20 protein-coding genes are annotated in these 24326 nt (G+C 58.9%); 1 reads left to right on the forward strand and 19 read right to left on the reverse strand.

Going from position 1 to position 24326, the window contains the following annotated elements:
- Positions 1-22: 22 nt before the first annotated feature.
- The 8 genes from HZZ13_RS08385 to HZZ13_RS08420 form a co-directional block, all read right to left on the reverse strand.
- On the reverse strand, positions 23-742 hold the full coding sequence (locus tag HZZ13_RS08385) for a haloacid dehalogenase type II (protein ID WP_197959155.1): 720 nt from the start codon (positions 740-742) through the stop codon (positions 23-25).
- Between the two features lie 103 nt (positions 743-845).
- On the reverse strand, positions 846-2864 hold the full coding sequence (gene tkt / locus HZZ13_RS08390) for a transketolase (protein ID WP_197959156.1): 2019 nt from the start codon (positions 2862-2864) through the stop codon (positions 846-848).
- A gap of 57 nt (positions 2865-2921) precedes the next feature.
- Positions 2922-4763: a TRAP transporter large permease gene (locus HZZ13_RS08395; RefSeq protein WP_246504351.1), complete on the reverse strand. Its 1842-nt coding sequence runs from the start codon at positions 4761-4763 to the stop codon at positions 2922-2924.
- 37 nt (positions 4764-4800) lie between these two features.
- Entirely contained in the window at positions 4801-5814 is a 1014-nt protein-coding gene (locus HZZ13_RS08400) for a TRAP transporter substrate-binding protein (protein ID WP_197959158.1), read from the reverse strand.
- 65 nt (positions 5815-5879) lie between these two features.
- Positions 5880-6734: an alpha/beta fold hydrolase gene (locus HZZ13_RS08405; RefSeq protein WP_197959159.1), complete on the reverse strand. Its 855-nt coding sequence runs from the start codon at positions 6732-6734 to the stop codon at positions 5880-5882.
- Complete coding sequence (locus tag HZZ13_RS08410) at positions 6731-7675, reverse strand: NAD(P)-dependent oxidoreductase (RefSeq protein ID WP_246504340.1); 945 nt, start codon at positions 7673-7675, stop codon at positions 6731-6733. Before HZZ13_RS08410 ends, HZZ13_RS08405 begins: the two co-directional genes overlap by 4 nt.
- Positions 7666-8682, reverse strand: a complete 1017-nt coding sequence (locus HZZ13_RS08415) for a transketolase family protein (protein ID WP_197959160.1) — start codon at positions 8680-8682, stop codon at positions 7666-7668. Before HZZ13_RS08415 ends, HZZ13_RS08410 begins: the two co-directional genes overlap by 10 nt.
- Entirely contained in the window at positions 8679-9518 is an 840-nt protein-coding gene (locus HZZ13_RS08420; RefSeq protein WP_197959161.1) for a transketolase, read from the reverse strand. The genes HZZ13_RS08415 and HZZ13_RS08420 overlap by 4 nt, the downstream gene beginning before the upstream one ends.
- A 220-nt stretch (positions 9519-9738) precedes the next feature.
- Between HZZ13_RS08420 and gcvA the strand changes: the two genes are divergently transcribed.
- Positions 9739-10632: a transcriptional regulator GcvA gene (gcvA, locus tag HZZ13_RS08425; RefSeq protein ID WP_197959162.1), complete on the forward strand. Its 894-nt coding sequence runs from the start codon at positions 9739-9741 to the stop codon at positions 10630-10632.
- 88 nt (positions 10633-10720) lie between these two features.
- Here gcvA and HZZ13_RS08430 read toward each other — a convergent pair whose 3' ends face one another.
- The 11 genes from HZZ13_RS08430 to HZZ13_RS08480 form a co-directional block, all read right to left on the reverse strand.
- On the reverse strand, positions 10721-11572 hold the full coding sequence (locus tag HZZ13_RS08430) for an NAD-dependent epimerase/dehydratase family protein (protein ID WP_197959163.1): 852 nt from the start codon (positions 11570-11572) through the stop codon (positions 10721-10723).
- A gap of 34 nt (positions 11573-11606) precedes the next feature.
- Complete coding sequence (locus tag HZZ13_RS08435; RefSeq protein WP_197959164.1) at positions 11607-12581, reverse strand: ABC transporter permease; 975 nt, start codon at positions 12579-12581, stop codon at positions 11607-11609.
- A 17-nt stretch (positions 12582-12598) separates the two neighbouring features.
- The gene (locus tag HZZ13_RS08440) at positions 12599-14179 is read right to left on the reverse strand and encodes a sugar ABC transporter ATP-binding protein (RefSeq protein ID WP_197959165.1); all 1581 of its coding nucleotides are present in this window, start codon (positions 14177-14179) and stop codon (positions 12599-12601) included.
- A 45-nt stretch (positions 14180-14224) separates the two neighbouring features.
- Positions 14225-15352, reverse strand: coding sequence for a substrate-binding domain-containing protein (locus HZZ13_RS08445; protein WP_311972611.1), 1128 nt, complete (start codon positions 15350-15352; stop codon positions 14225-14227).
- A gap of 150 nt (positions 15353-15502) precedes the next feature.
- Positions 15503-16159: a 3-oxo-tetronate 4-phosphate decarboxylase gene (otnC, locus tag HZZ13_RS08450; protein ID WP_197959166.1), complete on the reverse strand. Its 657-nt coding sequence runs from the start codon at positions 16157-16159 to the stop codon at positions 15503-15505.
- Positions 16160-16264: 105 nt separating this feature from the next.
- Positions 16265-17680 (reverse strand): pyruvate kinase, encoded by a 1416-nt coding sequence (gene pyk / locus HZZ13_RS08455; RefSeq protein WP_197959167.1) that lies wholly within the window; start codon positions 17678-17680, stop codon positions 16265-16267.
- A gap of 43 nt (positions 17681-17723) precedes the next feature.
- Positions 17724-18509, reverse strand: a complete 786-nt coding sequence (locus tag HZZ13_RS08460; protein ID WP_197959168.1) for an SDR family NAD(P)-dependent oxidoreductase — start codon at positions 18507-18509, stop codon at positions 17724-17726.
- Positions 18510-18537: 28 nt separating this feature from the next.
- The gene (locus tag HZZ13_RS08465; RefSeq protein WP_197959169.1) at positions 18538-19560 is read right to left on the reverse strand and encodes a TRAP transporter substrate-binding protein; all 1023 of its coding nucleotides are present in this window, start codon (positions 19558-19560) and stop codon (positions 18538-18540) included.
- A 58-nt stretch (positions 19561-19618) separates the two neighbouring features.
- Positions 19619-21520: a TRAP transporter large permease gene (locus HZZ13_RS08470; protein WP_376707024.1), complete on the reverse strand. Its 1902-nt coding sequence runs from the start codon at positions 21518-21520 to the stop codon at positions 19619-19621.
- Between the two features lie 62 nt (positions 21521-21582).
- Entirely contained in the window at positions 21583-22965 is a 1383-nt protein-coding gene (locus HZZ13_RS08475; protein ID WP_197959170.1) for a four-carbon acid sugar kinase family protein, read from the reverse strand.
- Positions 22962-24257 (reverse strand): ribulose-bisphosphate carboxylase large subunit family protein, encoded by a 1296-nt coding sequence (locus HZZ13_RS08480; RefSeq protein WP_311972612.1) that lies wholly within the window; start codon positions 24255-24257, stop codon positions 22962-22964. Before HZZ13_RS08480 ends, HZZ13_RS08475 begins: the two co-directional genes overlap by 4 nt.
- Between the last annotated feature and the right edge of the window lie 69 nt (positions 24258-24326).

Genomic DNA, 24326 nt, shown 5'->3' on the forward strand with positions numbered 1-24326 from the left:
ATTTTTGTGATCCTGCGCTGGATCAAGTTCCCATTTGCTGGGCGAGATCGATGATGTCCTTTGCGACGATGTCCCAGTCTTGTTCGGGAACCAAATCCGTCGTTTGTCCGGATCCGTACTCAATCGGTCGCGGGATGAATGCGGTCTTCAGCCCGAGCGCGCGAGCCGCCGCAAGATCGTAGTTGTGGGCGGCGCACATCATCACCTGGGCAGGGTTGAGGTACATCAGACGGCACACTCCGAGATAAGTCTCCGGATGAGGCTTGAAGTGACGGAAGAGCTCGCACGAAAATACGTTGTCCCAGGGGAGCCCGGCGTGCTTCGCCATGTTGACGAGCAGCGCGACGTTTCCGTTCGAGAGCGGGCCGATCACGTACTTCCGTTTGAGGCGCGTGAGTCCATCGACAGCGTCGGGCCAACCATCGAGCCTATGCCAGACGGAGTTGACGTGCTGCATCTGGGAACGAGATAGATTCTTGATCCCGACCTCCGCCGCCACCTTTTCGAGGGCGTGCGCGTGAAGCTCGTCGAGGTTGGTCCAACCGATCTCGCCGTTTCTCACGCGGTTCTTCTCGGGCTCGTATTCGAGCCGCCAGCGGTCCGCCAGTGCGGTCCAGTCGGCCTGAATCCCTTCGTTACGCCCCCAAATCGATAGATCACGGATGATGCTGCCGCGCCAATCGACCACTGTGCCGAAGGTGTCGAATACGACGACTTTGACGTCTTTGGTCAAACTCTTCATCGTCCGGCGCGCCCTGGCTGTTGCAACGAATTTGTTAACGTATGCATTACGAGATAGGGTGCGGCGCGTCAAGCCGGACGCGCCCTGTGCGGCATGGTTCCTCTCAAGAACTTCTGACGGCACGCTTCACTTGATGGACGACGTTCTCGGCGGTGATGCCGAAGTGACGGAACAGGTCCTCTCCAGGTCCCGACGCCCCGAACCCGGTCATCCCGACGAAGATGCCGTCCTCGCCGAGATAACGCTCCCAGCCCTGGCGGACGGCCGCCTCGATTCCCACCTTGAGTGTATCCGCGCCGCCAAGAGTGCTGCGCCGGTAGTCTTCGTCCTGCTGCTCGAAAGCTTCCCAGCTTGGCATCGAGACCACCGCGGACGATATCCCTTCCTTTTCAAGAAGCCGCTTTGCCTTGAGCGCGATCGAGACCTCGGACCCGGTCGCAACCAGGCTGACCTGTCTCGGACCGCCGACCGCCGCGGCGAGCACGTACGCGCCCCGCGCACAGAGATTCTCGTCGGTATGGCTGCGGCGAACCGGTGGTAAAGCTTGACGGGAGAGGATCAGGGAAGAGGGACCATCCCGCCTCGCCAATGCTATCTCCCAACATTCGGCGACCTCCACCGCGTCGGCCGGTCGCATGACCAGCATGTTCGGGATCGCCCTAAGTGAGGCCAGGATCTCGACGGGCTGATGGGTAGGTCCATTCTGCCCAATTCCGATCGAGTCGTGGCTGTAGACGAATATGCTGCGCACCCCCATGAGGGCGGCCATTCTGATCGCAGGTCTTAAGTAATCGGAGAAGGCCAAATAGGTCGCCCCGATCGGAACGATACCGCCGTGGGCGGCCATGCCGTTCATCATTGATCCCATGGCATGCTCGCGTATCCCGTAGTGAACAAAGCGCCCTCCTCTGTCACTCGCCGCAAAAGCACGCAGTTCGCGCTTGTGCCCCGTCGGCCCTTCGAGATCCGGAGCTCCGCTCACCAACTCGGGAATCGCGGCAAATACGCTTGCGATTGCCTCTCCGGAAGATTGAATAGACGGTTGGGCGGGCAGGTTGATCGCCGACCGCTTATACAGCCGCAGGGACTCCTCCCAGCCCGTCGGCAGCTCCCGCGCGGCGAGGCGCTCCACAAGAGCGCGTTTGTCCGCTGGCAGCCCGGCAAGCCGCGCCTGCCAGGCGCGATATTCGACGCCATTGCGCGCCTCTATCATGCTCCGCCAACCTGCCAAGACGTTTTCCGGGACGACAAACGGTGGTGAAGTCCAGTCCAGGCGCTCGCGCGCGGCTTCGGTGTCCTCTTTGAAGACACGACTACCATGCGCGCCCCTCTGACCTTCGAGCCGAACGAATCCCCGGCCGATGGTCGTGGCGCACGCGATCAGACTTGGCCTGGAATCGGATTTGGCGTGAGCGATCGCAACGTCGATTGCCTCCATGTCGTGTCCGTCTGCATCCAGAACCTGCCAGCCCGCAGCCCTGAACCGGCTTCGGATATCCTCGCTGATCGAGATCGAAGTGCTGCCGTCGTCCGTGATTGAGTTGTCGTCCCACAGTACGATCAGCTTTCCCAATCTCAAATGCCCGGCGAGCGAAAGTGCCTCCTGAGCGACCCCTTCCATCAGGCAACCGTCGCCGGCGAGAACATATGTGAAGTGGTCGACTATGTCTGGTCCGAGTACGCTACGCAGATGCTCTTCCGCAACGGCCATTCCCACGCCATTCGCGAAACCCTGACCAAGAGGACCGGTTGTCACCTCAATGCCATGTTCCGTTGCGTATTCCGGATGGCCATGACAGATCGAGCCAAGTTTTCGGAACGACTTGATCTGTTCGATCGTAACGGCCTCGTAGCCACTGAGGTGCAGCACGGAGTACAGCAGCATTGAACCGTGACCGTTCGAGAGCACGAATCTGTCGCGATCAAACCAATTCGGATTGGCGGGATTTAGCTTTAGGTGGCGTGTGAACAGAACGGTGGCGATCTCTGCGCAACCGAGCGGAGCTCCCGGATGACCATCGCCAGAGCGCTCGATCGCGTCCAGAGACAGCATCCTGATGGCGTCCGCCATCTTCTTGCTCAGGGTTGCGTCGGCAAGCACTTGTGTTCGGACGACATTCATAAGTTTACTCTCGCTTTATCGGGTGTGTGGTCGCTGATCTGCGTCTGCAGGCCCGCCTTAAAGGAAGCCGGTGGAAAGCCAGGGGATGCCGGCCACGATCGTTAGGCCGACCAAAAGGGCCCCCACGTATCCCAACAGGGGTCGGATGCCTTCCGCCGGATCCACGCGGCCTATCGCGCACGCGGCATAGTAGCCAACGCCAAAGGGCGGCAAGAACAGCCCGATTCCCATCGCGAGAATGACGACCATGGCATAGTGGACTTCATGGATGCCGACGCTCTTCGCGATCGGAAACATCAGCGGCGCGAACAGCACAAGCGCAGGGATCCCTTCCAGCACGCTTCCGAGGATCACGAACATAACAATGGATACGATCATGAAGGTCGGGGCGCCCCCCGGAAGCGACGACATCATCTTGGCGAGATCACGCGAGAAGCCCGACTGGGTGAGGCACCAGGCGACGGTCGTCGCGGCTCCTATGATGAAGAGGATCGCACCCGACAGGGCAGCCGTATCGACAAGCATCTTGGGAAGTTTAGACCAGTCGCAACGACGGTAAATCAAAAGTCCAACGAGAATCGAGTAAGCAATACCAATCGTGGAGACCTCAGTGGCGGTGGCAACCCCCTCGACGACCGCCGCTCTTATGATGAACGGCAGGGCAAGGGCCGGCGTCGCGAAGAGAAACGATTTGAGGACCTCTTTGCGACTCGGCGTTCTCGCGTCGGACACGTTCGCCTTGCGGTTGCGCCACCAGACTAGGACCGCGAGGGATGCCCCCACCGCGACGGCTGGGAGAAGACCGCCGGTGAAAAGTGCTGCGATAGACACCGTCGTGACCGATCCGATCGTGATCAACACAAGGCTTGGAGGAATCGTTTCGGTCTGGGCTCCCGTCGCGGCCAGTAGCGCCACGAGTTCGCCGCCGCGTTGCCCGCGTTTCCTCATTTCCGGAAACAGCGACGGCGCCACGGCCGCCATGTCGGCGGTCTTGGATCCGGAGATGCCGGATACCAGATACATTGCGCCGATCAGCACATAGCTCAATCCGCCCCTGACGTGCCCCAGCAGCGCGGCGAGGAAGTCGACCATAGCCTTCGCCATCCCAGTCGTTTCCATGAGCATTCCAAGAAACACGAACAAAGGCACAGCCAGCAGGATCAGGTGGGACATACCCTCGTCGAGCCGACCAGCAATGGTGAGCAACGGAGCATTGGTCGACAGACCTAGGTAGCCCAGTGCGGCGATCGCGAAGGCGAACGCAATGGGCACGCCAAGGAAGACCGCTACTCCGACAAGTCCGACGAAGAATATGATGAGATTGAGGTTTCCGAGTGCATGGAAAAGGCCACGCAAATACCAGGCGCTGGCCATTGCGAATGCAATGAAACAGGCCGCGGTCGCCACACGTCGAAAGCTGGCCATCGAACTGAGCCGAGCCAGAGCGAAGACAATCATCAAACCAAAGCCGATGGGAAGCGCGGAGGCCCTAATCGAGCCCGAGATTTCTAACGCCGGAGTGATGACAAACGATTCTTCGTGCGCGTAGTCGAACGAGGGAACGAAAACGAGCAGCATCAGCGCTACGCACACCAGCAACGCCAGGAGTTCGCAATTAGCGCGAGCAGCTCCGGGAAAGCGATCGACCAGCGCAGTCATGCGCATGTGCTGGCCTCGGTGCAGGGCGATCGCCGTCCCCAACATCGAAAGCCATACGAACAGAATCTGAGCCAGTTCGTCCGTCCACACGATGGGATTATGGAAGACATATCGTGCGACGACGCCTACCGAGAGCAGACCGATTTCGACGGCCACAACGAGGCCGGCGAGAAATTCGGTGACGGTCACCAGAGGCCCTAATAGGCGCGGTACGGGCGCCGATTGAACTCCAACGTCCATTACCGTATGCTCCGCGGCTGGCGACATCGTACGCTCCTCAGCTCAGCTTGCCGCTCGCGGCCTCCAATAGAGACCAGGCCTCCTCGCCATACTTGCTCTTCCATTCTCCATAGAATCCGGACTGCTGCAGCTTGGTGCGGAAGGCGGAGGCATCTACCTTGAGGAATTCGAGGCCTTTGGCCGCCAGTTCACCCTGCAATGAATTGTTGAGAGCGGCGACGTCGGCCCGCTGCTTGAGGGCCGCGTCATTGACGGTAGCAACGATCAGGTCGCGGTCGGTAGCCGAGAGTCCCTCAAACGATCGCCTGTTGGTTAAGAACCAGAATCCATCCCACATGTGGTTTGTTTCGGACAGGTACTTTTGGACTTCGTACATCTTCGCGAAGTAGATGCCCGCAAGAGGGTTTTCCAGGCCGTCCGCGACCTTCGTCTGCAACGCGGAATACGTCTCTCCCCACGGGATGGAAGTGGGGGATGCTCCCAACGACTTGAACAGCGAGGTCCAAAGCGGACTAGGTGGGACGCGAATCTTGAACCCTTTGAGATCGTCCGGGGTTTTGATCGGGCTGCGCGCAGATGTCGTCTGCCTGAAGCCGTTGTCCCACATCTTATCGAACGCCACGATGTTGGCTTTGGCGAAGCTCGCGACGATGTGCTTTCCAAGTGGTCCATCCACGGCATTCCAGACCTGCTTGTAGTCCGAGAACGCAAAACCTATCCCTGTGATGGCGGCTACGGGAACCAAGGTGGCGACAATCAGGCCCGACGAGGCGAAGAACTCGAGGGCGCCGGACCTGAGCTGACTGAGCATGTCCGCATCGGTGCCAAGCTGACTGTTCGGAAAGACCTGGATGTCGACCCGCCCGTCTGTTCCTTTCAGTATCGTCTCGCTCGCCTCCCTCATTCGAACATTGAGCGGGTGATCCGCTGGCATGATGTTGGCGAACTTCATCTTGAACTGAGGCTCGGCCCGCAAGATAGATGGACTTGCAAAGCCCACCGCCAGGCCCGTCCCGCCCAACAGAAGTCCGCGGCGCGAAAGCTTCCTCATAGTCTCCTCCTTGTTAGCAGCTTTGTTGACCGGCTTGCGCTGCGGGCTGCATCGCAGCGAGTTACTCAACCCTTCTCGGCGAAGAACTTCAGCAAAGCCTGCAAGACGAATTCAGGCTGCTCCTCCGCGACCCAGTGGCCGCAATTGGGAATGATGCCGCCACGTACGTTCGCGGCAACGCGCTTCAGAGAGTCTAAAGTCTCCAATCCACGCCCGAATGCCTTGTCTCCCCCAAGAGCGAGCACCGGCATCGTGAGTTTGCCGTTGCGTTCAAGCACTTCCCGGTTATCGGCCGCGTCCTGCGCGAACGCGCGGTAATAGGCGAACATTGCCCGGAACGCCCCTAACTTCTTGTAGGTGCGGTAGTATTCCTGCTTGTCTTCCTCCGAGATGCAGTTGGCTCGATGGCCGTAGTTCTCGAAGAACCAATTCATCATCAGCTCCTCTCGGCCGGCGCAGAGCGCTTCCGGGAGATCCGGCGTGCGATAGAAGGGATGATGCCAGCGTCTGCCACCCTGGGACATCTCAGCTCCGTCACCGGGTATGGTGACGTCCAGAATGGCCAGGCGCGACACTGCTTCCGGGTGATGCGCTGCGAGGGAGAATGCGACTGGCCCACCCCAGTCATGGCCGACAAGATGGAACCGGGTTACGCCGAGATGGTCATGGACTAGTTGCCATACGTCTTCGGCGACCGTCTTCTTGTCGTACCCGGACACGGGACGCGTCGAGTCGCCAAGGCCCCTCAGGTCCGGGGCGACAACGAGGTATTTTTCGGCCAGCTTGGGCAGAATGAAGCGCCATTCGAACGATGTCTGCGGAATTCCATGGAGAAGCACCAGCGCTTCGCCCTGTCCTGCCGTGAGATAGTGAAGGGTGACTTCCTTCAGATCGGCGAACTGTCCAGTGAAAACGCTCATGGTTGGCTAGCTCCCGCATCGGCTGTCATGGCACGATAGGCGCGAACCACCTGGCTGTCGTCGATCTGTCCCGCTCCCTGTCCGGACACCGCCAAGAACATTTGCTGAGCGACCGATGCAAGGGGAGTTGGCGCCTTGAGCCGGAGACCCGCATCCAGCACTATTCCGAGATCCTTCACGAAGATGTCGATCGCGCTCGTAACCTTTGGGTCGTTCGCGACCATCCGCGCCCCGCGATCCCGCAGCATCCAGCTTGAGGCGGAAGACTGCGAGAAGATGTCAATCAAGATGCGCGGATCGATGCCCGCCTTGGCTCCGAGCGCCACGGCCTCGCCCGCGGCGGCCAAGTGCACTCCGCACAGGAGCTGGTTGATTGTCTTGACCAACGCGCCTTGCCCGGCACGTTCGCCGACGTGGAAGACTTTGTCGCCCATCGCGTCCAGGATCGGCTTCACGAGCTCGAACGTCTCGTCATTGCATGCGGCCATGATCGTGAGTCCGGCGGATGCCGCACCCGCTACCCCCCCTGATACCGGAGCGTCGACGAAGCGTCGTCCCTTCGCCGCAACCTGAGCGGCGATCTGCTCGACCTCCGCGGCTGGACACGTGGCCATCAGGATGACTGTCGCGCCGGCCGGCAATGCGTCCACAGCTCCGGACTGGAAGAGAACCTGTTCTGCCTGACCAACGTTGACCACCATCAAGAGAAGGAACTCGGACCTAGTTGCCGCATCGCGCACGGACTCGGCCCACGTGCCTCCGTTCTCTTCGAACGCCACGCGCGCGCCGGCGCGAACGTCGAATCCCTTCACGCGAAAGCCGCGAGAGCACAAATTGCGCGCCATCTGGGAGCCCATCGATCCGAGCCCGATGAAGCCGATCTGCTTCGGCGCGGAAGCGGGTGAGCTCTGCTGTTGCATGTCGTCCTCAATCAAAGCCATGACTTGATGCTATTCGAGATCGCGCTTGCGGAAATTCCGTAGCGGTCGTGAAGCGTTGGAAGTGCGCCGGCGGCCAGAAATTCATCCGGAAGCCCGATATGGTGGAAAACGGGATATACGCGCGCGCGCATCAGAAGCGTCGCGATGGCTTCGCCCAGTCCGCCGATGACCGAATGGTTCTCGGCAACAACGACGGCCCGGCCCGGCTTTCGACAGGCCGCGACGATCGTTTCGACGTCGAGCGGCTTAATGGTGGGAACATGCAGTACGGCCGCTTTGATGCGATCCGCCGCGAGTAGCTTCGCAGCCTCAAGGGCGCGCATCGTCAGCAGGCCTGAAGATATGATGAGGATGTCTTCCCCATCGCGCAATTGCGTCGCTTTGCCGAGTTCAAATTCGTAACCGTACTCGTCCAGCACGAGCGGCACCTGCCCACGCAGGAGCCTCATGTAAACCGGACCCTTATGCTCGGCGATAGCCGGCACCACCTGCTCGATTTCCAAAGCGTCGCAGGGATCGATCACCGTCATGTTGGGCATCGCGCGGAGGAGCGCGAGATCTTCTGTCGCCTGATGGCTGGGGCCGTAGCCGGAGGTCAGGCCGGGCAATGCGCAGGCGATTTTGACGTTGCGATTCTCCCCCGCGATCGTCTGATGGATGAAATCGTACGCGCGACGTGACGCGAAGACGGCGTAAGTCGTGACGAACGGAATGAAGCCTTCTGAGGCCAAACCCGATGCGCTGCCAAAAAGAAGCTGCTCGGCCATGCCCATTTGATAGTGGCGGTCGGGGAACTCGTTGGCAAAGACGTGGAGATCAGTGTATTTGCCGAGATCTGCCGTCATTCCAACGATCTCGGGACGTCGGCGGGCGACCTCGATAAGCGCGTGACCGAAAGGGGCAGGCTTGGTCGCCTGACCCTCGGCTGCGATCGACGCGATCATCGCGGAGGTGGTCAGCCGCGGCTTGCTCGGCGCCGTCGTGGCGTTGGTCGTTTCCGGCTTCATGCTGACCTCCCTTCGCCGAGCGCCTTTAGTGCCAATTTCCACTCATTCGCATCGACCCGCATGAAATGGTTTGGTTCACGAGCCTCCAGAAACGGAACTCCCTTTCCCATCAGAGTGTCGGCGATAATCATTCGGGGCTGCGGTTCTTGGTGTGTCTTCGCCGCATCAAAGGCCCCGACAACTGCCTCCAGATCGTTACCGTCGACACGTTGCACGAACCAACCGAACGCCCGCACCTTGTCAGCGAGCGGCTCGAATCCCATCATCTGTTTGGACGGTCCATCGGCCTGCTGATTGTTGACGTCCACGATGGCGATGAGATTATCGAGCCTGAAGTGGGCTGCCGACATCATCGCCTCCCACTTTGAGCCTTCGTCGAGCTCGCCGTCGGAGAAGAGCGTGTACACGCGGCTGTCGGAGCCCCTTCTCTTGAGACCCAGACACTTGCCGACCGCGATGCTCAGACCGAGCCCCAACGAACCGCCCGACATCTCCATTCCCGGCGTGTAGCTTGCCATTCCAGACATGGGCAGTCGGCTGTCGTCGAATCCATACGTGTCAAGTTCGCTTTCCGGTACGATCCCGGCCTCGATTAGCGCCGCATAGAGGGCGATGGCATAGTGGCCGTTCGAGAGCAGGAAGCGGTCGCGGCCATCCCATTCCGGGTCTTCCGGCTTATAGCGCATGGCGTGAAAATAGGCTGCCGCCAGCACATCGGCGATGTCGAGCGCCTGCGCAATGTACCCCTGTCCTTGGACTTCGCCCATGCGCAGCGCGTGGCATCTGATGCGACGCGCGCGTTCGCTCAATGAAATATTGTGACCCTGACCTGTCATGTTTTCTACGTCCGTGTCCTTTCTACGAGCCAAAGACCCACAGGTCCTCCGCTTCGCGAACTCGTCACGCAGAATCAGACTCCGCTCGGCTGCGAGCGGGTTGAGCGTTTCTCCGATCTCTGCGGTTATTCGTCCGCTATTTCGTTCGAGACCGTATCCCCCTTGTCCAATTGCAACAAAAGAATTAAACCCTCTTTTAGATGAATAGGGCTCATTTGACGTGTCCGAGACTCCGCAGCTTCGCGCCATCCAGATTTTTGAGGCCGCGGCTCGCCTCGGATCGTTTCTTCGTGCTGCGGATGAATTGAGCCTGACGCCATCGGCAGTGAGCCACCAGATAAGGTCGCTCGAAGAATCGCTTGGCGTGCAACTCTTCCACCGCATCAATCGCGCCGTCATGCTGACGGACATCGGCAGCAAATACGCCGACGAGATCTCGGAGGCGTTGGGACGAATAGAGGCCGCGACGCACACGATTACGCGACGGGGCAAGAGTGATATCCTCACGATACATTCCGTTCCGAGCTTTGCCAGCCAATGGCTCATGCCACGATTGTCCAGGTTCGGCGCTCTCAATCCAGCGATCGATCTCAGGCTCAACGCATCGGGCGATGCAGCCGATCTTGGAGGCGATGCGGTCGACATCGACATTCGCTATGGGACGTTCGTTCCTGCGGCGTACCTAGGGGTCGATCCCTTCCCTCTCGAGACGATCGTCGTCTTATGTTCACCCAAATTGATGAAGGGGGCCTCGCGTATTCGAACACCAGCCGACCTAAAGAAGCACGTCCTTATCCACTCCGAGGTCAATCTCTATAGATGGAGGCATTGGGCCGAAGATAAGAACGTGGAATTGGATCTTGAACGAGGTCCTCGCTTCGATCGGTCGTTCATGGCGATCAGCACCGCCGTGGATGGCCTGGGCGTCTGTTTGGAAAGCCGTCTTCTGGTGCAGCGCGAGCTCGAAGACGGCCGCCTTGTCATGCCGTTCGGCGCTTCCGGCAAGCGGATAAAATGCCATAGTCTCGTTTACCGGCGATCCCGGTCGAACGTTCCGAAGATCGCGACGTTCCGGTCCTGGCTGGTTCGTGCCCTCAAGGAGACAGACACGTGAGCCGCTCTGAGCCCGGTTCACGCAGCAGCCGTACACGCGTATGTTCCGGTCCTCGGTTCTCGCTGTTATCTTTTCGAAAATACCCTGCTCATTTTGAGTCACGCCAGCTATGCGCCGGAACGTACCCGAGTATCCGACGCGCCTTATCGATCGAGAGGAGCGTTTCGTTGCCCTTGACTGCTCTTTTGAACGGCACTCCGGGAAAGTACTTTGCGGCGAGCTCGGCGCTCGGCGTCGGAAAGACTGTATCCTGATTTGCTATGACGAAGACCTCCGCTCCTTTCAAGTCGGACTCGAGCGACAACCGAATGGCCAGCGCTCCGTCCCGAGCGTCGATGTAACCGAATAGATTGAATTTCCGCACCTCTGGGTCGAATGAAGGGAAGTCTGCATATTCGGACGGATCCATTACGTTCGAGAACCGGAGGCAGATGATTTTCGTTTCGCGATCCCACCGGCAGAATTGGCGCGCCAACTCCTCGCCAACTGCCTTGGAAAGCGAGTAGGCGGTCTCTGGTCGCGCGGGATAGTCCTCATCCAAGGGCAAGTATGGGGGCGGAGTCTCGTACGGGAGTCCGAGCAGGGTCTCGCTCGACGCCCAAACGATGTTTCGTATGTGAAGACGTCGCGCGGCTTCGAAAACGTTGTATGTGGCCAACGTGTTTATTCTGAAAACCTCTCCGCTGGGCTTGACGCCCGGCATCGGAATGGCTGCGAGATGTACGATCGCATCGACACGACGATTGTGATTCCAATCCATGCCTGACAGTAGTTCGAGCGTGCGGTCCAGGCTGGTGAGGTCAACCTCGACAAAGGGGCAGATGCGCTGCTCCGGTGGCGAAACGTCGGCGTTGATCACGTTGTAACCGCGATCCAGTAGATCACGGACGCAGGCCCTGCCCAGTTTTCCGCTGCCGCCGGTTACGATCACCAAGGTCATCTGCACATTCCTTCCAATTCTAGATTTCGCTTGATCAGGAGCGCTGGCTTCGACCAAGCGCCACTGCCAAGACGATCAGGACGCCGCGGGCCATGAGTTGCTGACTGAAATCCAAACCCAGCAGGATCAGGCCGTTGTTGATCACACCAATCAGCAGAGCTCCGACGATCGATCCCACGACTGTACCGGCTCCGCCGAACAGGCTAGTACCGCCCAAAACGACCGCCGCAATGACGGAGAGTTCATCCCCCTCTCCCAGCTGGAAACGTCCGGATTGGAGGCGCCCCGCATAGAGCATCCCAGCGATTGATGCCGCGGTCGCTGTAATAAGAAGCGCCTGGAATTTTACTGTCCGCGTCTTGACGCCGCTGTAACGGGCCGCGGTTTCGCCACCGCCGGTCGCCAGAAGTTTTCTGCCGAAAGGCGTTTTATGCAGGGTAATGTGAGAAACGGTCCCAAGTATAGCCACCCAAAATACCAATACCGGCACTGGACCGATGTTACCCGAACCGAAAATCGCGATGAACGTATCGTCTATAACCGGCACCGGAGAGGTGCCGCTCGTCCACATACCCAGCCCACGCGCGAATCCCATCATCCCCAAGGTTACAAGGAACGAAGGAATACCGACCCAGGCAGTGAGTCCGCCGTTCACCGCTCCCACGACGAGGCCCGTGGCTAGTCCAGCCAGCACGCTCGGGATCAACCCGTAGCGGCTGAGTGTAATGCTGGAGACGACGGATGCGAGGCCTGCGATTGCTCCTACCGACAAATCGATCTCGCCAGCGCACAGCACGAACGTCATAGCCATCGCCATGATCGAGATGATCGCCGTCTGTCGGGTGATGTTCAGTAGATTATTCGTCGACAGAAATCCGCGGTCGCTTAAGACGACCGCGAACACTGCGAAAATGAGGACGAAGCCGATGTAGACGACATACTGCCTCCAGTTACCAATGAATGACAAACCCCGCCTGTTCCGCGCTGAATCTATGGACGCTGTCGTCATCGTGGTACCGTTCTCTTTCAGCGTGCGGGAGCAGTGAGCCGAACTTCTTGAAGCAGCATTTGCAAGCCGTGCTCGGCCTTCGCGATGCGCGCTCCACCGTCCGAATCAGACGGATCCTGGTCCTCCATCCAACTGGATATCTCGTCCCTCGTTACTTCTCTGACGAGACGGCCGTCGCTCATGATGAGGACGCGGTCGCTTACAGCAAGCAGTTCGGCAATCTCAGATGAAATCATGACAATGGCGCGCCCTTCGTCGGCTAACCCGCGGATCAGTTCGACGATTTCCGATTTGCTTCCGACGTCTATGCCTGCTGTAGGCTCGTCCAAAATGAGAATATCGGGGTTTGTGGCCATCCATTTCCCAAGCACGACTTTCTGCTGGTTGCCTCCAGAGAGGGTCCGCACCGGGACGGCGTCCGTCTCAGTCTTGATTCTGAGTTTGTGAACGATTCTTTCCGTCGACTTTGCTTCCTCAGCATTGTCGATCAAAGGCCCTCGAACGAGATCGTCGATCCTCGGGAGACCGAGGTTGGCCCGGACGCTATGAGCAACAATCAATCCCTCACGCGATCGGCTTTCGGGTATCAATGCGATGCCCGCGTCCATTGCTGCGCGTGGCCGATCGATCTCGATGGGTCTATCTTTCACCCTGATCTCGCCGGAGAGTTTCTGGTCGATACCGAACATGACGCGAGCAAGTTCGCTCCGCCCCGATCCGAGCAGGCCCGCGATTCCGAGTACCTCACCAGCATGCACTTTGAAGGAGACCTCGATTGGCTTTTCGGTTCCCGAAACGTTGCGCAGCTCGAGGACCGGAGGCCGAGAGCGATCAACGGCCCGGGGACGCCAGTCAAAGACCCCGACGCGTTTGCCGATCATGTGCTCGATAAGGTCCTGAATTTGCATCTGCTTTAGAGAGGCGGTCGCGACGTTGCGGCCATCACGAAGAACAGTCACGTGCTCAGCGACCCGATAGATTTCGTCCATGCGATGCGAGACGTAGATGATGGCCACGCCGTCTGCAGTGAGGCGCTTCAGCACGCCAAACAGATGCTCCACTTCGAACCCGCTGAGCGCAGAGGTGGGCTCGTCCATGATGAGCACCCGCGCATTTTGCGAAATCGCCTTCGCTATTTCCACCATTTGCATTTGGCCGGTGCTCAACTTCTCGACCCGGGTATTCGGATCAAGATCGAGCCCCAATTCGGACATCAAAGCCCGGGCCCTTGTTGCGGCGGCACCATCGTCCACGAAGACGCCGAATCGTCGTGGCTCTCGCGTCAGAAAGATGTTCTGCGCGATCGTGAGGGAAGGAATGAGGCTCAGCTCTTGAAAGATCATTCCGATCCCGAGAGAACGAGATATCTCGGGACTATGGACGCTCATCGGCCGACCGAAGACCGAGATGGAACCCTCGGTCGGCGCAACTACCCCTTGAAGAATTTTGAGCAGGGTGGACTTACCTGCGCCGTTTTCTCCCATTAGCGCATGAACCGTGCCGCGATCGACGGAGAACTCTACGCCTCGGAGGACATTAAGGCCGCCGAACGACTTCTTGATTCCAGTCATCTCGACCGCAGCGGCAACCTTGGTCATCACGCAGGTCTTCCCATCGAGAAATCGAATTGGCTTCTTGTCGCGCTACTTCATGGCGGCGGTGACAACGTTAGGAGGCTCGGTACCATTTGACTTCGGCCAAGCTGCGATAAGGTTGCGCTTCGATACCGCGAGCGCAGGAAGAACGACGTAAGCTGGCGCTTCCTTGCCAAGCAGCGCATACCCCGCGAGCATACCTTCCGCATACCCCGCACCATACGGTCGTTGCGATCCGGTCCCACGAACGAAACCGCTCTTTGCCATGTCGATCGCGATATTGACACCTAGGTCGCAGGTCGTGATCGCCAAGTCCTTGGAGGCGCGTCCGCTCGCACGCGCGGCGGCCAGCACGCCCTCGGTCGGCACATCCCAGACTGCCCAGATGCCGTTCAACTCGGGATGAGCGGTGAGCATGCCTGAGGCGATACGCTCGGATTCGCCGGCGAAATCTGGTCCCCCGACACCCTGCTCCGCCACAATCTTGATTTCCGGATATGCCTTGATCGCCTCCTTGAACCCGACCAAGCGCTCCTTCGTGGCGAACAGGTCGGATGCGTGGGGGATCAAACCGATGTTACCCTTGCCGTTTAGCGCTTCCGCCATGAGTAGCGCGGCCGCCTTTCCCATGCCGCGATTGTCCGATGACACGAGGCTTACATATTCTTTTCCTGGCACCATACTGGCGCCAGTCTGGTCGAGAAAGACGATCTTGATACCAGCAGCAGCGGCCCGTTTGTAGGCGGCCGAAGTGGCGCTCTGCTCGGCCGGGACGGATATCATTACGTTCGGCTTGCGCGCCATGACGGTCTCAATGTCAGAGACCTGTTGCTCCGCCTTGTATCCAGCGTCGGTAACGGCGATGATCTTGATACCGAGTTCGTCGAGCGCCGCCTTTTGACCGGCCATCTGAGCCTTGGCCCAATCTGACGCCGTGTAGTGCATCACAATGGCGGCAGTGGCGTTCATCGACTTTACTTTCGCGATCTCCTCCGCAGTCAGCTTGATGTCGCTCGCGAGGACCGGCTTCTCGCCGTTCGGACCGGGGGCCGGGTGACCTTCGATATCTTTGAGCGCCGCCGCGATGTCGGCGGAATGAGCTGGCGGGACGGCGATCGCGCTAAGCGCGACTGCTGCAATAGCAATAAGTGAGTTTTTCGAAAACAGATTCGACACGCAGACCTCCCATCGACCTGACATTAATGCAGTTATTAATGCATACATTAACGGACGCACGCCGCCGCGTCAATCCCATCTGGTTGTTTGTGAAACGTTTCAGGTTCTGGGGAAAAAGGCGTTGGGCGAACGACAATCGAGGGAAAAGCGCTAATGGGAGTGATCCGGAAACGAAAGCTTGAATGTCTTAGCTAGATCCCGTTCCTGGTCCGGCGACAGATAGCGAGGGTTGAGACCGCGTAAGAGCAAATAGAGCCTTGCGCTCTCTTCTAATTCTTCGGTTGCGAAGACAGCAGCTTCTAACGTGTCGCCCGCAACGACAGGACCATGGTTGGCAAGCAAGACGGAGGAATAAAGCCCACCGAGCCTCTTGATCGCCTTCGCAACCGCGGGATCGCCTGGCCTGTAGTACGGTATCAGAGCGGTCCGTCCGCATCTCATGAGGTAGTATGGGGTTATTGGCGGCAGGGCGGCGCGTGGATCGACATCCGGCAACATCGATAGCGCGACCGAATGAGTTGAGTGAAGATGTACGACGGCGCGGGCCGTACTCCGCGTTTGGTACAGCGCAGCGTGTAAAGGGACTTCCTTCGTCGGCGCATCCCCTGATAGAACACGTCCGTGTGCGTCCAGACGCGTGATCCGATCGGGATCGAGGAAGCCCAGTGATGCGTTAGTGGGTGTTACAAGCCAGCCGCCGTCATCCAGCATAACGCTCATATTGCCAGACGATCCCGGTGTGAGACCGCGCTCGAACAGCGAGCGGCCGAAGCGGCAGAGTTCATCTCTCAACTTGCTATCGCTCACCTGTCGCTCCGTTATTGGTCGAGTTCCGCTGGTTTTCTTCCAACTTTGAAGGGAATCTAACCTCGTCGGCGGCGTTCAGCTTCAGAGGCGGGCGGCTTCAACGGCTCAAGGTACCGCGATGACGCGGATATTGTTCGTGGTCCCAGCCTGCGCGAATGGAATTCCGGCAACGATCACCACGTGGTCCAAGCTCTCTGCAAAACGCTCTCGGACCGCGGTGGAGACCGCGCGCGACACCATTTCCTCGTAGTTGTTCACGTCGGACGAGAATACGCTGTGTGTCCCCCAAAGTAGACATAGACGACGGGCGGTGTCCGAACTCGGAGTAACGGCTAGCACAGGCACATCCGGCCGGCGGCGGGCGATCCGCGCAGCGGTGGTTCCTCCGGATGTATAAACGACGATTGCCGCCGCATGGATCGCCGATGCTAGGCCAGCGGCAGCGGCGGCCACTGCGTGAGGCGGTGTTTGTTCTTCGTCGGGACGCAAGGCGTCGACGATCGAACGATACATTTTGTGACGCTCAGTGCTGCGGATGATGCGGTCCATCATCTCCACCGCCTGGCGTGGATACCGGCCGACGGCGGACTCGGCTGACAACATCACGGCGTCGGCTCCGTCGTAAATGGCCGTGGCGACATCGGACGCCTCCGCGCGTGTTGGCGCCGGCGAGGACACCATCGAGTCCAGCATTTGGGTCGCGACGATCACAGGCTTAACTGCCAGACGGCAGGCTCGCACCAGCTCCTTTTGCCGGCCCGGCACGTCTTCATGGGGTATTTCCACGCCCAGATCGCCCCGCGCTACCATGACCGCGTCGGACAAGGCGATGATGTCGTCTATCCGATCGAGAGCAGCCGGCTTCTCGATCTTCGCGACAAGCCCCGCCCGCTCTCCGATGAGGCCCCTCGCCTCGATGAGATCTCCCGGTCGCTGCACAAACGATAGCGCAACCCAATCGACGCCGAGTCGAAGGCCGAATTCCAGGTCAGACCGATCTTTTGCGGTAAGCGGAGATAGATCCAAGATTGTCCCAGGCAGATTAACACCCTTGTGGTTGGAGAGTTTGCCACCCACAATGACCTCAGCTTCGAGACTGTCTCTGAACAGTGTTTTGACGCGAAGGCACAGCCGACCATCGTCGATTAGGAGATCGTGCCCTGGAGCGGCCGCTGCAAACACCTCCGGGTGCGGTAACGGGATGGCATCCCGATCGCGATCGGCGCCTTCTTGAACGAAGCGGATGGTTTCGCCCGCCGCTATAGTCAAGCTCCCGTCTCGCAATGTGCCGATCCGGATCTTCGGCCCCTGGAGGTCCAGCAAAATGCCAACCGGTCTTCCGATTTCAGCTTCGAGCGCGCGTATTGCTGCGTGAACAGCGGCATGATCCTCCCTTGCCCCGTGACTGAAGTTAAGGCGAAAGGTATCGACCCCCGCCTCGAACAACGTCCGCAGCATTTTTGGCTCGCAGCAGGCTGGCCCAACGGTTGCTACGATTTTAGCTCGGCGACTTCGGCGCACCTGACTAACCTTCCCTCGACAAAGCAAGCCTGTTCCAGGGACGCTAACGAGGCGGTGTTTTGTCTGGTCCGAACATCAGACCAGCTTCACGGAAGCCGCCGTCGACGTTCAAGGTATGACCGTGGACATACCTGCTCTCGTCCGATGACAGGAAGACCGCCGCGTCAGCGATTTCTTCCGGGGTTCCGTAGCGGCCCATCGGAATGAGGTATTCATAGGCTCGGCGCGTCGCCGGATCGTGCGCCGTCTTCGCCATCTCGGTTTCAATCGCTCCCGGAGCGATATTGTTGACGTTGATGCGGTGCTGAGCAAGTTCGACCGCCATGACTTTGGTCAGCAACTCGAGGCCGGCCTTGGCAGCGCCATATGCCCCGCGTCCATTCCCGCCCCGCTGCCCCGAGAGCGAGGCGATATTAATGATCTTGCCGCCACGCCCTTGCTTAACCATCTGGCGCGACACGGATTGCGCCACGATGAACGCCCCGGTCAAATTGATTGAGATCATTCGCTGCCAATCCTCGAGCTTGATGTCGAGGAAGGGTGTATTGCCACCGATTCCGGCATTGTTGATCAGGATATCAATTCCCCCACAGCGACCGACCATTCCGTCCATTAACTCGCCTACAGATCGTTGGTCTGCCACGTCCACACGCAGGCCTACGTGATCTCGGTTGGCATTTTCGAGAGCAGCTGCCGCTGTCTTCGCACCCTCAAGGTTGAGATCTGCGATCACGATGCGCGCACCCTCCCGCGCCAGCGCCTTCGAGATCGCAAATCCGATACCGCGTGCCCCTCCAGTGACGAGCGCCACTCTCTTGTCCAATCTCATGTCTATTTAACTCCCGATTTTGTCGTCTTCAGGTTAGCTTTCCCGCGGTGCTCTCAAGCATCGTCCAGAGTTCCTCGCCGTATTTGGCCCGCCATTCCTTGTAGAAGCCGGCCGTGCGAAGTGCATCTCGGAATGCGCCGACGTCGGGTTCGTTGAAGGTCAGACCCTTCTTGGCCAGATCACCGCGCAATGTCGTGGCAAGCGCAGCCATGTCCTTCCTCTCCGCCATTGCGGCGTCATTGATTGCCGTGGCGACGATTGCGCGGAGATCCTGAGGGATGGCTTCCCAGTTTCGCTTATTGGCCACGCAGAAGAAGGCATCCCACATGTGACCGGTCAGCGCGCAGTACTTCTGCACTTCGTAAAGGTTCGCCGTAAAGATGTTGGCGAGAGAGTTTTCCTGACCGTCGACAATCTTGGTCTGAAGCGCAGAGTACAATTCACTGTAGTTGATCGCCGTCGGTGCGGCGCCAAAGGCCTGGAACATGGATGTCCACAGTGCACCGACCGGCACGCGAATTTTAACGCCCTTCAAGTCGGCCGGCGTATTGATCTGCTTCGAGCTTGTCGTAATGTTGCGGAAGCCATTGTCCCACATCTTGGCCATCGGCACGAGGTTCGCCTTGCCGATCGCGGTTCGCAATGCGTCGCCGAGTTGTCCGTCCATCGCCTTCCAAACGGCGTCGTAGTCGGGAAAGATAAATCCCAAACCGTAGATCGACGCGGATGGCACGATCGTCGAGAGCACGTTGATCCCAGAATTGAGAAACAAATCTAGGCCGCCGGCGCGCAGCTGCGACAGCATGTCCGTGTCGCCCCCGAGCTGATTGTTAGGAAACACATTGATTTCCACCCGCCCCTTCGTTTCAGACAGCACGCGCTCGGCAGCTTCCCGCGCACGCGCGGTGATCGGATGCGACTCGGCCAGGTTGAATCCCCATCGGAGCTGAAATTCTGCCGCCCGGGCAGGCCTCACAGATAGTCCGGCTCCAGCCGCCAGCGCTACCGAGGTTGCTGTCTGCAAGAACGTTCTGCGATCAATCTTCCTCATTGTTTCCTCCATTGTTTAAGTTGCAGAGCTCGACGCCACCCGTTGCGGAGCGTCAGCTTCACAAGAACCCCGTCGAGATCCACGGAACTGACGCCACGATCACCAGCCCAACCAGCAGAGCCAACATGTAGCCGAGGATGGGTCGCATTCCAGTGTCTGGATTCACCCGACTGATTGCGCATGCGGCGTAGTAACCGACGCCGAAAGGCGGCGCGAAAAGGCCGATCCCCATCGCCAAAATGACGACCATCGAATAGTGAACGAGATCGATCCCCAACGCTTGAGCTATCGGGAAAAGCAACGGGCCGAAGAGAACAATGGCCGGAATTCCCTCAAGGACACTGCCAAGCACTACGAAGGCCACAATGGACACCGCCATGAAGCTCGTCGATCCACCAGGCAACTGCTTCATCGCCACAGCGAGCGAGCGAGAGAAGCCTGATTGGGTCAGGCTCCAAGCCATCGAAGTCGCAGTGCCGATGATAAAGAGAATCGCGCCAGAAAGACTTGCGGTCTCGACCAGCATCGGTTTGATCCTCCGCCAATCGAATTTCCTGTAGAATAGAGCGCCAACTACAATCGAATAGAAGATTCCGATCGTAGAGACTTCGGTCGCCGTCGCCACGCCTTCGATCACTGCTGATCGAATAACAAAAGGCAGGGCGATGGCCGGTACCGCTATCAGAAATGCCTTTCCAATTTCCTTGGCGGAGGCGCGACGAGCAAGGCTAAGATCCTCCTTGCGGTATCTCCATGCAATGACACAGCAAAGGGTAATCGCCAGAATAACGCCGGGAAGAAGTCCGCCCGTGAATAGAGCCGCAATGGAGACGCCGGTAACCGAGCCGATGGTGATGAGAACTATACTCGGCGGAATCGTCTCGGTTTGAGCACCTGTCGCGGCCAGCAGCGCGACGAGATCTCCTTCTTTCGCACCTCGGCGCTGCATTTCCGGGAACAGGACGGGCGCCACCGCGGCCATGTCTGCGGCCTTTGATCCGGAGATTCCCGAGACGAGGTACATCGCTCCAACTAGCACGTACAAGAGGCCGCCGCGCACATGACCCAACAGGCTCGCGAGGAACGCAACCATGGCCCGCGCCATGCCCGTCATTTCGATCAGTTGACCAAGAAAAACGAACAGGGGCACTGAAAGCAGGATGAGGTGGCTGACACCTTCGTCGATACGGCCCACGATGATCAGCGGCGGGGTCCTGGTCGTAAGCATGAGATAACCGAACGTCGCCAAACCGAACGCAAAGGCGATCGGAACGCCTGTAAAGACGGTGCAGGCAACGACAACGACGAAGAAGATTACGAGATTTATGTTGCCGAGCGGCGCAAAGAGCGGCTTGAGAAGCCAAAATATCCCTACCAACAGCGCGACAATGGCGAGCGCTGTCAGAACCTGTCTTGCATCACCGAGGCGCACGAGGCGAAGGAAGGCAAATAAGCCCATCAAGCCAAAACCGACGGGAGCGGCGGACGCTCGCCACGCGTTTGAGATATCCATCGCGGGGGTTCTAACGATGGCCTCCTCGATTGCGTACTCAAGTGTGGCCGGAAACAGCAGGACGACCAGGCCCAGCGAGGCTGCCAACGCGATCGCGTCCAGATGAGCTCGCGCCCGAGGAGACACGAATGCGAACAGAGCCGTCATTCTCATGTGCTCGCCGCGTCGCAATGCAATCGCGGAGCCCAGCATCACGAGCCAGAGAAACAGCATAGAAGCCAGCTCGTCCGACCAAATGATGGGCTTGAGGAAGACGTAACGTGCTAAGACTCCCGCAAACAGCAGCAGAATCTCGGCCGTCAGCAGTACGGTGACGCAGACTTCAAGGATGCGGCCGAGCAATTTGTCGGCGCCGTCTGCGATCGCATGCAAAACGCTCTGGCGCGAACTCTCTACGCCCCCCCCAAACGGCGCATGCGAGATCGCACTGCCATGACTATCGTGCATAATCACGTCGCCTGAAGCCATCGTTGGGGCGCGCATCGCTATTCTCCCTGGTTCGTTTTTGATTAAGACCGGCCCCGCCACCCGCGTTTGAAGAACTCTTCGTCGCCAAGTTGACCACCCTTGAAGGCGATCTGAAGTCCATCGAGGCGACCGCGGACCGATCTGGCCCGGCAAAGTGGGACGCCAGGGCTTAGGCGGGATTCGATCTCAAGCGCATCAATGTCCAAGAGCTGTGCGACCTGGCTCGACGTGTCACCACCGGACAACAACAACCTCTTTAGGGGCACCTCCTGTAGGATATCACGGACGAGTTGACCAATCTTCCGACCAAGGTTTCGACCACCTTCATGCTTGGCGAACTGGCGAGACATCCCGCCGCTTACGAGCAGATCGATCATCTTTCCGATCCGGGGGTCATCGGGACCACGGGCTGTATGCAAAATGACGCTGCGTCCTTCCTTGAGCAGCGAGAGGGTACGTCCGACGACTCGCCTCGCGGCTGCTATGTGCTGGCCGTCATCAAGCAGAGCGGCAGCGTCGAGAGGCACCTCGGCAAATCCGGCCCGAACAGCGGCATCGATCTGCAATGCCGTCACCGGGGAAGCACTGCCCGACACGGCCAGGACTTGATCGATCGCAGCCGGTCCGCCGTAGGTGTTAGAAGGCTCGGGGATAACACCCGCCTGCCGCCACCATTGCGTCAGGGCGTACTCCACGCCCGACGGGCCTACGACGAATGCGCTTCCACTCACTCCCGCCCAATCAATGAGGAGGCGACCAACATGGGTAAGTTGTGAATCGTTGGCCGAGTCGAGCAGGATCGCGTCGGCCCCCTCTGCCAAATCCTTGAACCGCCGGGCTGCTGCTTCATAGCCCTGGTCTAAGAAGGGGCATGTCAGCTTTTCGATCCTGAGCGCCGCCTGCCGTCCGATGTGGACCGCCAGATCGCCTTCGTGCATTGGCGTCACTGGGTGAACACTCATGACCGGATGTCTGTCGATGCGATAGACATTCCCGTCAGTTCCCGACCGTGCAAACAGGTTTCCAAAAGTGCAATATCTTTGAAGCGAGGGCGTGCCGCCAACGATGGGAACTGGATCGCCAAAGATCGATTTTGCAATTTCGATCACGCGACCGATGCTGCCAATCTCCGGCGAACTGTCGAAGGTCGAGCACACCTTGTAATGAACGATCGGCGCGCGAAGCGATGCAAGGTACCGCAGATCCTTCTCGAGATGTTCGGTCATCTCCGGGGGCGACATGCCGCGGCTCACTCCAGCGAGGCCGACAACGTCAATGTCCCGGAAGTGATCTAAAACTTCGGGGCTCGGCGGACGAAGAAAGAGAGCAGCACGCAGCCCAGCAAATGCTACGACCTCAAGCGCATCTGTCGACCCAGTGAAATCATCACCGTAGAATACCAACCGATAGCGAGATTGCGTCACCTCGGGCCTCCGAACTTGGACAGCGCGAGCTGAAGCGGCGCATGTGACTTTGCGTACTCGGCTGCGGGTATACCCTGGACCGCCGCCTCCCAAGCTTCTCGCAAGCTCATGACGCCGTCCGCGATACCGCCGGGATGCCCCATGATGCCGCCGCCGGCGAGATGCATGAGGTCTACGCTTCCGAGACGCTCGAATGTGTCTCCGGCTTGTCCGGCCCATTGTCCTGAAGAGAAGACCGGCATCATCGGTTTGACACCTGAAAACTCAGCCAAACATGAGCTTGCGGACAAAATCACGGAATCATCCGGCTCCCAGAACTTACTCCTCAGGCCATTCACGTGCAGATGATCGACACCAGCCAGTCGCCACAGCTTTTGAAATGCCAAGAAATCGAAGCCGAGCCAGGGATGACGGGTAAATAAGCCCCATCCATTGCGGTGACCATGGATCGGCAGATCTGTATAGGTCCGCAGATGTTCGATCGCAGAGAAGCCGCACCAATTGACGCTCACCATGACGCACGTTCCGCCAGCCTGTAGCACCAAGTCATGGCGACGCCGCATGTCGTCGATCGAACCACTGATGTTGATCGCGTACATGGGCTTTCGACCCAACCGGTCGGCATGCCTCTCGATCACGGGAAAGACCGCCTTCAAGCGCTCCTCGAAAGGCGCGTAAGGCGGATCGGCGATTAGCTCGTCATCCTTGAGAAAGTCGATTCCGGCTTCGCAGATCTTATCGACCAGCGACGCGGTCTCGGATGGAGACATACCGATACTTGGCTTCAAGATCGTACCGATCAGCGGGCGCTCAAAGATACCGGCTAAGCGTCGAGTCCCTTCGACACCGAACTTGGGACCTGGAAAGCTTGCGGCGTACTCGAGCGGAAGGTCGATGTCGAGCAGCCGAAGCCCCGTGATTTCGCCGAGTTCGAATAGATTGCCCGCAACAGTCGCCAAGAGCGTTGGAATATTGCGACCCACGTTATCAACAGGAAACGCAATTTCGATCTCGCCGCGCCGAAACGCCTTTGGTCTCTGCCTCCGCTCCGAGAACGCACTGCGCAATGTCGGGGCGTCGGCGGATGGCAACTCGGTCACCCCAAGTACCCGTGCGCGCGACCGCTTCTTCAGCTCGTCCGTTTCGCCAGGCAACGAGAGAAACGTCCCGCTTGACTGCTCTCCTGCGACGATTTCCGCCGCCCTCTCGAGACTATCGACGGTCTCGATCAGATATCGGGCTGTGAACTCGGATCGCGGATTGTCGCTGCGCATTGTGACGCCTTGCTGCATTTCTTCCCGGAATTCGTCTCTATGATCCCCCACAAACGAAGAACGTTTGGATGCGGACGGGGATATCTT

Origin of the sequence: Bradyrhizobium agreste, from assembly GCF_016031625.1 — a bacterium.
Classification (GTDB): Bacteria; Pseudomonadota; Alphaproteobacteria; order Rhizobiales; family Xanthobacteraceae; genus Bradyrhizobium; species Bradyrhizobium agreste.

Excerpts from the sequence above, each read along its gene's own strand:
- HZZ13_RS08420 (WP_197959161.1), bottom strand. The coding sequence starts at position 9,518 with ATGACAGGTCAGGGTCACAATATTTCATTGAGCGAACGCGCGCGTCGC.
- HZZ13_RS08465 (WP_197959169.1), bottom strand. The coding sequence starts at position 19,560 with ATGAGGAAGATTGATCGCAGAACGTTCTTGCAGACAGCAACCTCGGTA.
- HZZ13_RS08415 (WP_197959160.1), bottom strand. The coding sequence starts at position 8,682 with ATGAAGCCGGAAACGACCAACGCCACGACGGCGCCGAGCAAGCCGCGG.
- HZZ13_RS08395 (WP_246504351.1), bottom strand. The coding sequence starts at position 4,763 with ATGGACGTTGGAGTTCAATCGGCGCCCGTACCGCGCCTATTAGGGCCT.
- HZZ13_RS08400 (WP_197959158.1), bottom strand. The coding sequence starts at position 5,814 with ATGAGGAAGCTTTCGCGCCGCGGACTTCTGTTGGGCGGGACGGGCCTG.
- HZZ13_RS08480 (WP_311972612.1), bottom strand. The coding sequence starts at position 24,257 with ATGCAGCAAGGCGTCACAATGCGCAGCGACAATCCGCGATCCGAGTTC.
- HZZ13_RS08435 (WP_197959164.1), bottom strand. The coding sequence starts at position 12,581 with ATGACGACAGCGTCCATAGATTCAGCGCGGAACAGGCGGGGTTTGTCA.
- tkt (WP_197959156.1), bottom strand. The coding sequence starts at position 2,864 with ATGAATGTCGTCCGAACACAAGTGCTTGCCGACGCAACCCTGAGCAAG.
- HZZ13_RS08440 (WP_197959165.1), bottom strand. The coding sequence starts at position 14,179 with ATGACCAAGGTTGCCGCTGCGGTCGAGATGACTGGAATCAAGAAGTCG.
- HZZ13_RS08430 (WP_197959163.1), bottom strand. The coding sequence starts at position 11,572 with ATGACCTTGGTGATCGTAACCGGCGGCAGCGGAAAACTGGGCAGGGCC.
- HZZ13_RS08460 (WP_197959168.1), bottom strand. The coding sequence starts at position 18,509 with ATGAGATTGGACAAGAGAGTGGCGCTCGTCACTGGAGGGGCACGCGGT.
- HZZ13_RS08385 (WP_197959155.1), bottom strand. The coding sequence starts at position 742 with ATGAAGAGTTTGACCAAAGACGTCAAAGTCGTCGTATTCGACACCTTC.
- HZZ13_RS08410 (WP_246504340.1), bottom strand. The coding sequence starts at position 7,675 with ATGGCTTTGATTGAGGACGACATGCAACAGCAGAGCTCACCCGCTTCC.
- HZZ13_RS08470 (WP_376707024.1), bottom strand. The coding sequence starts at position 21,520 with ATGCACGATAGTCATGGCAGTGCGATCTCGCATGCGCCGTTTGGGGGG.
- HZZ13_RS08405 (WP_197959159.1), bottom strand. The coding sequence starts at position 6,734 with ATGAGCGTTTTCACTGGACAGTTCGCCGATCTGAAGGAAGTCACCCTT.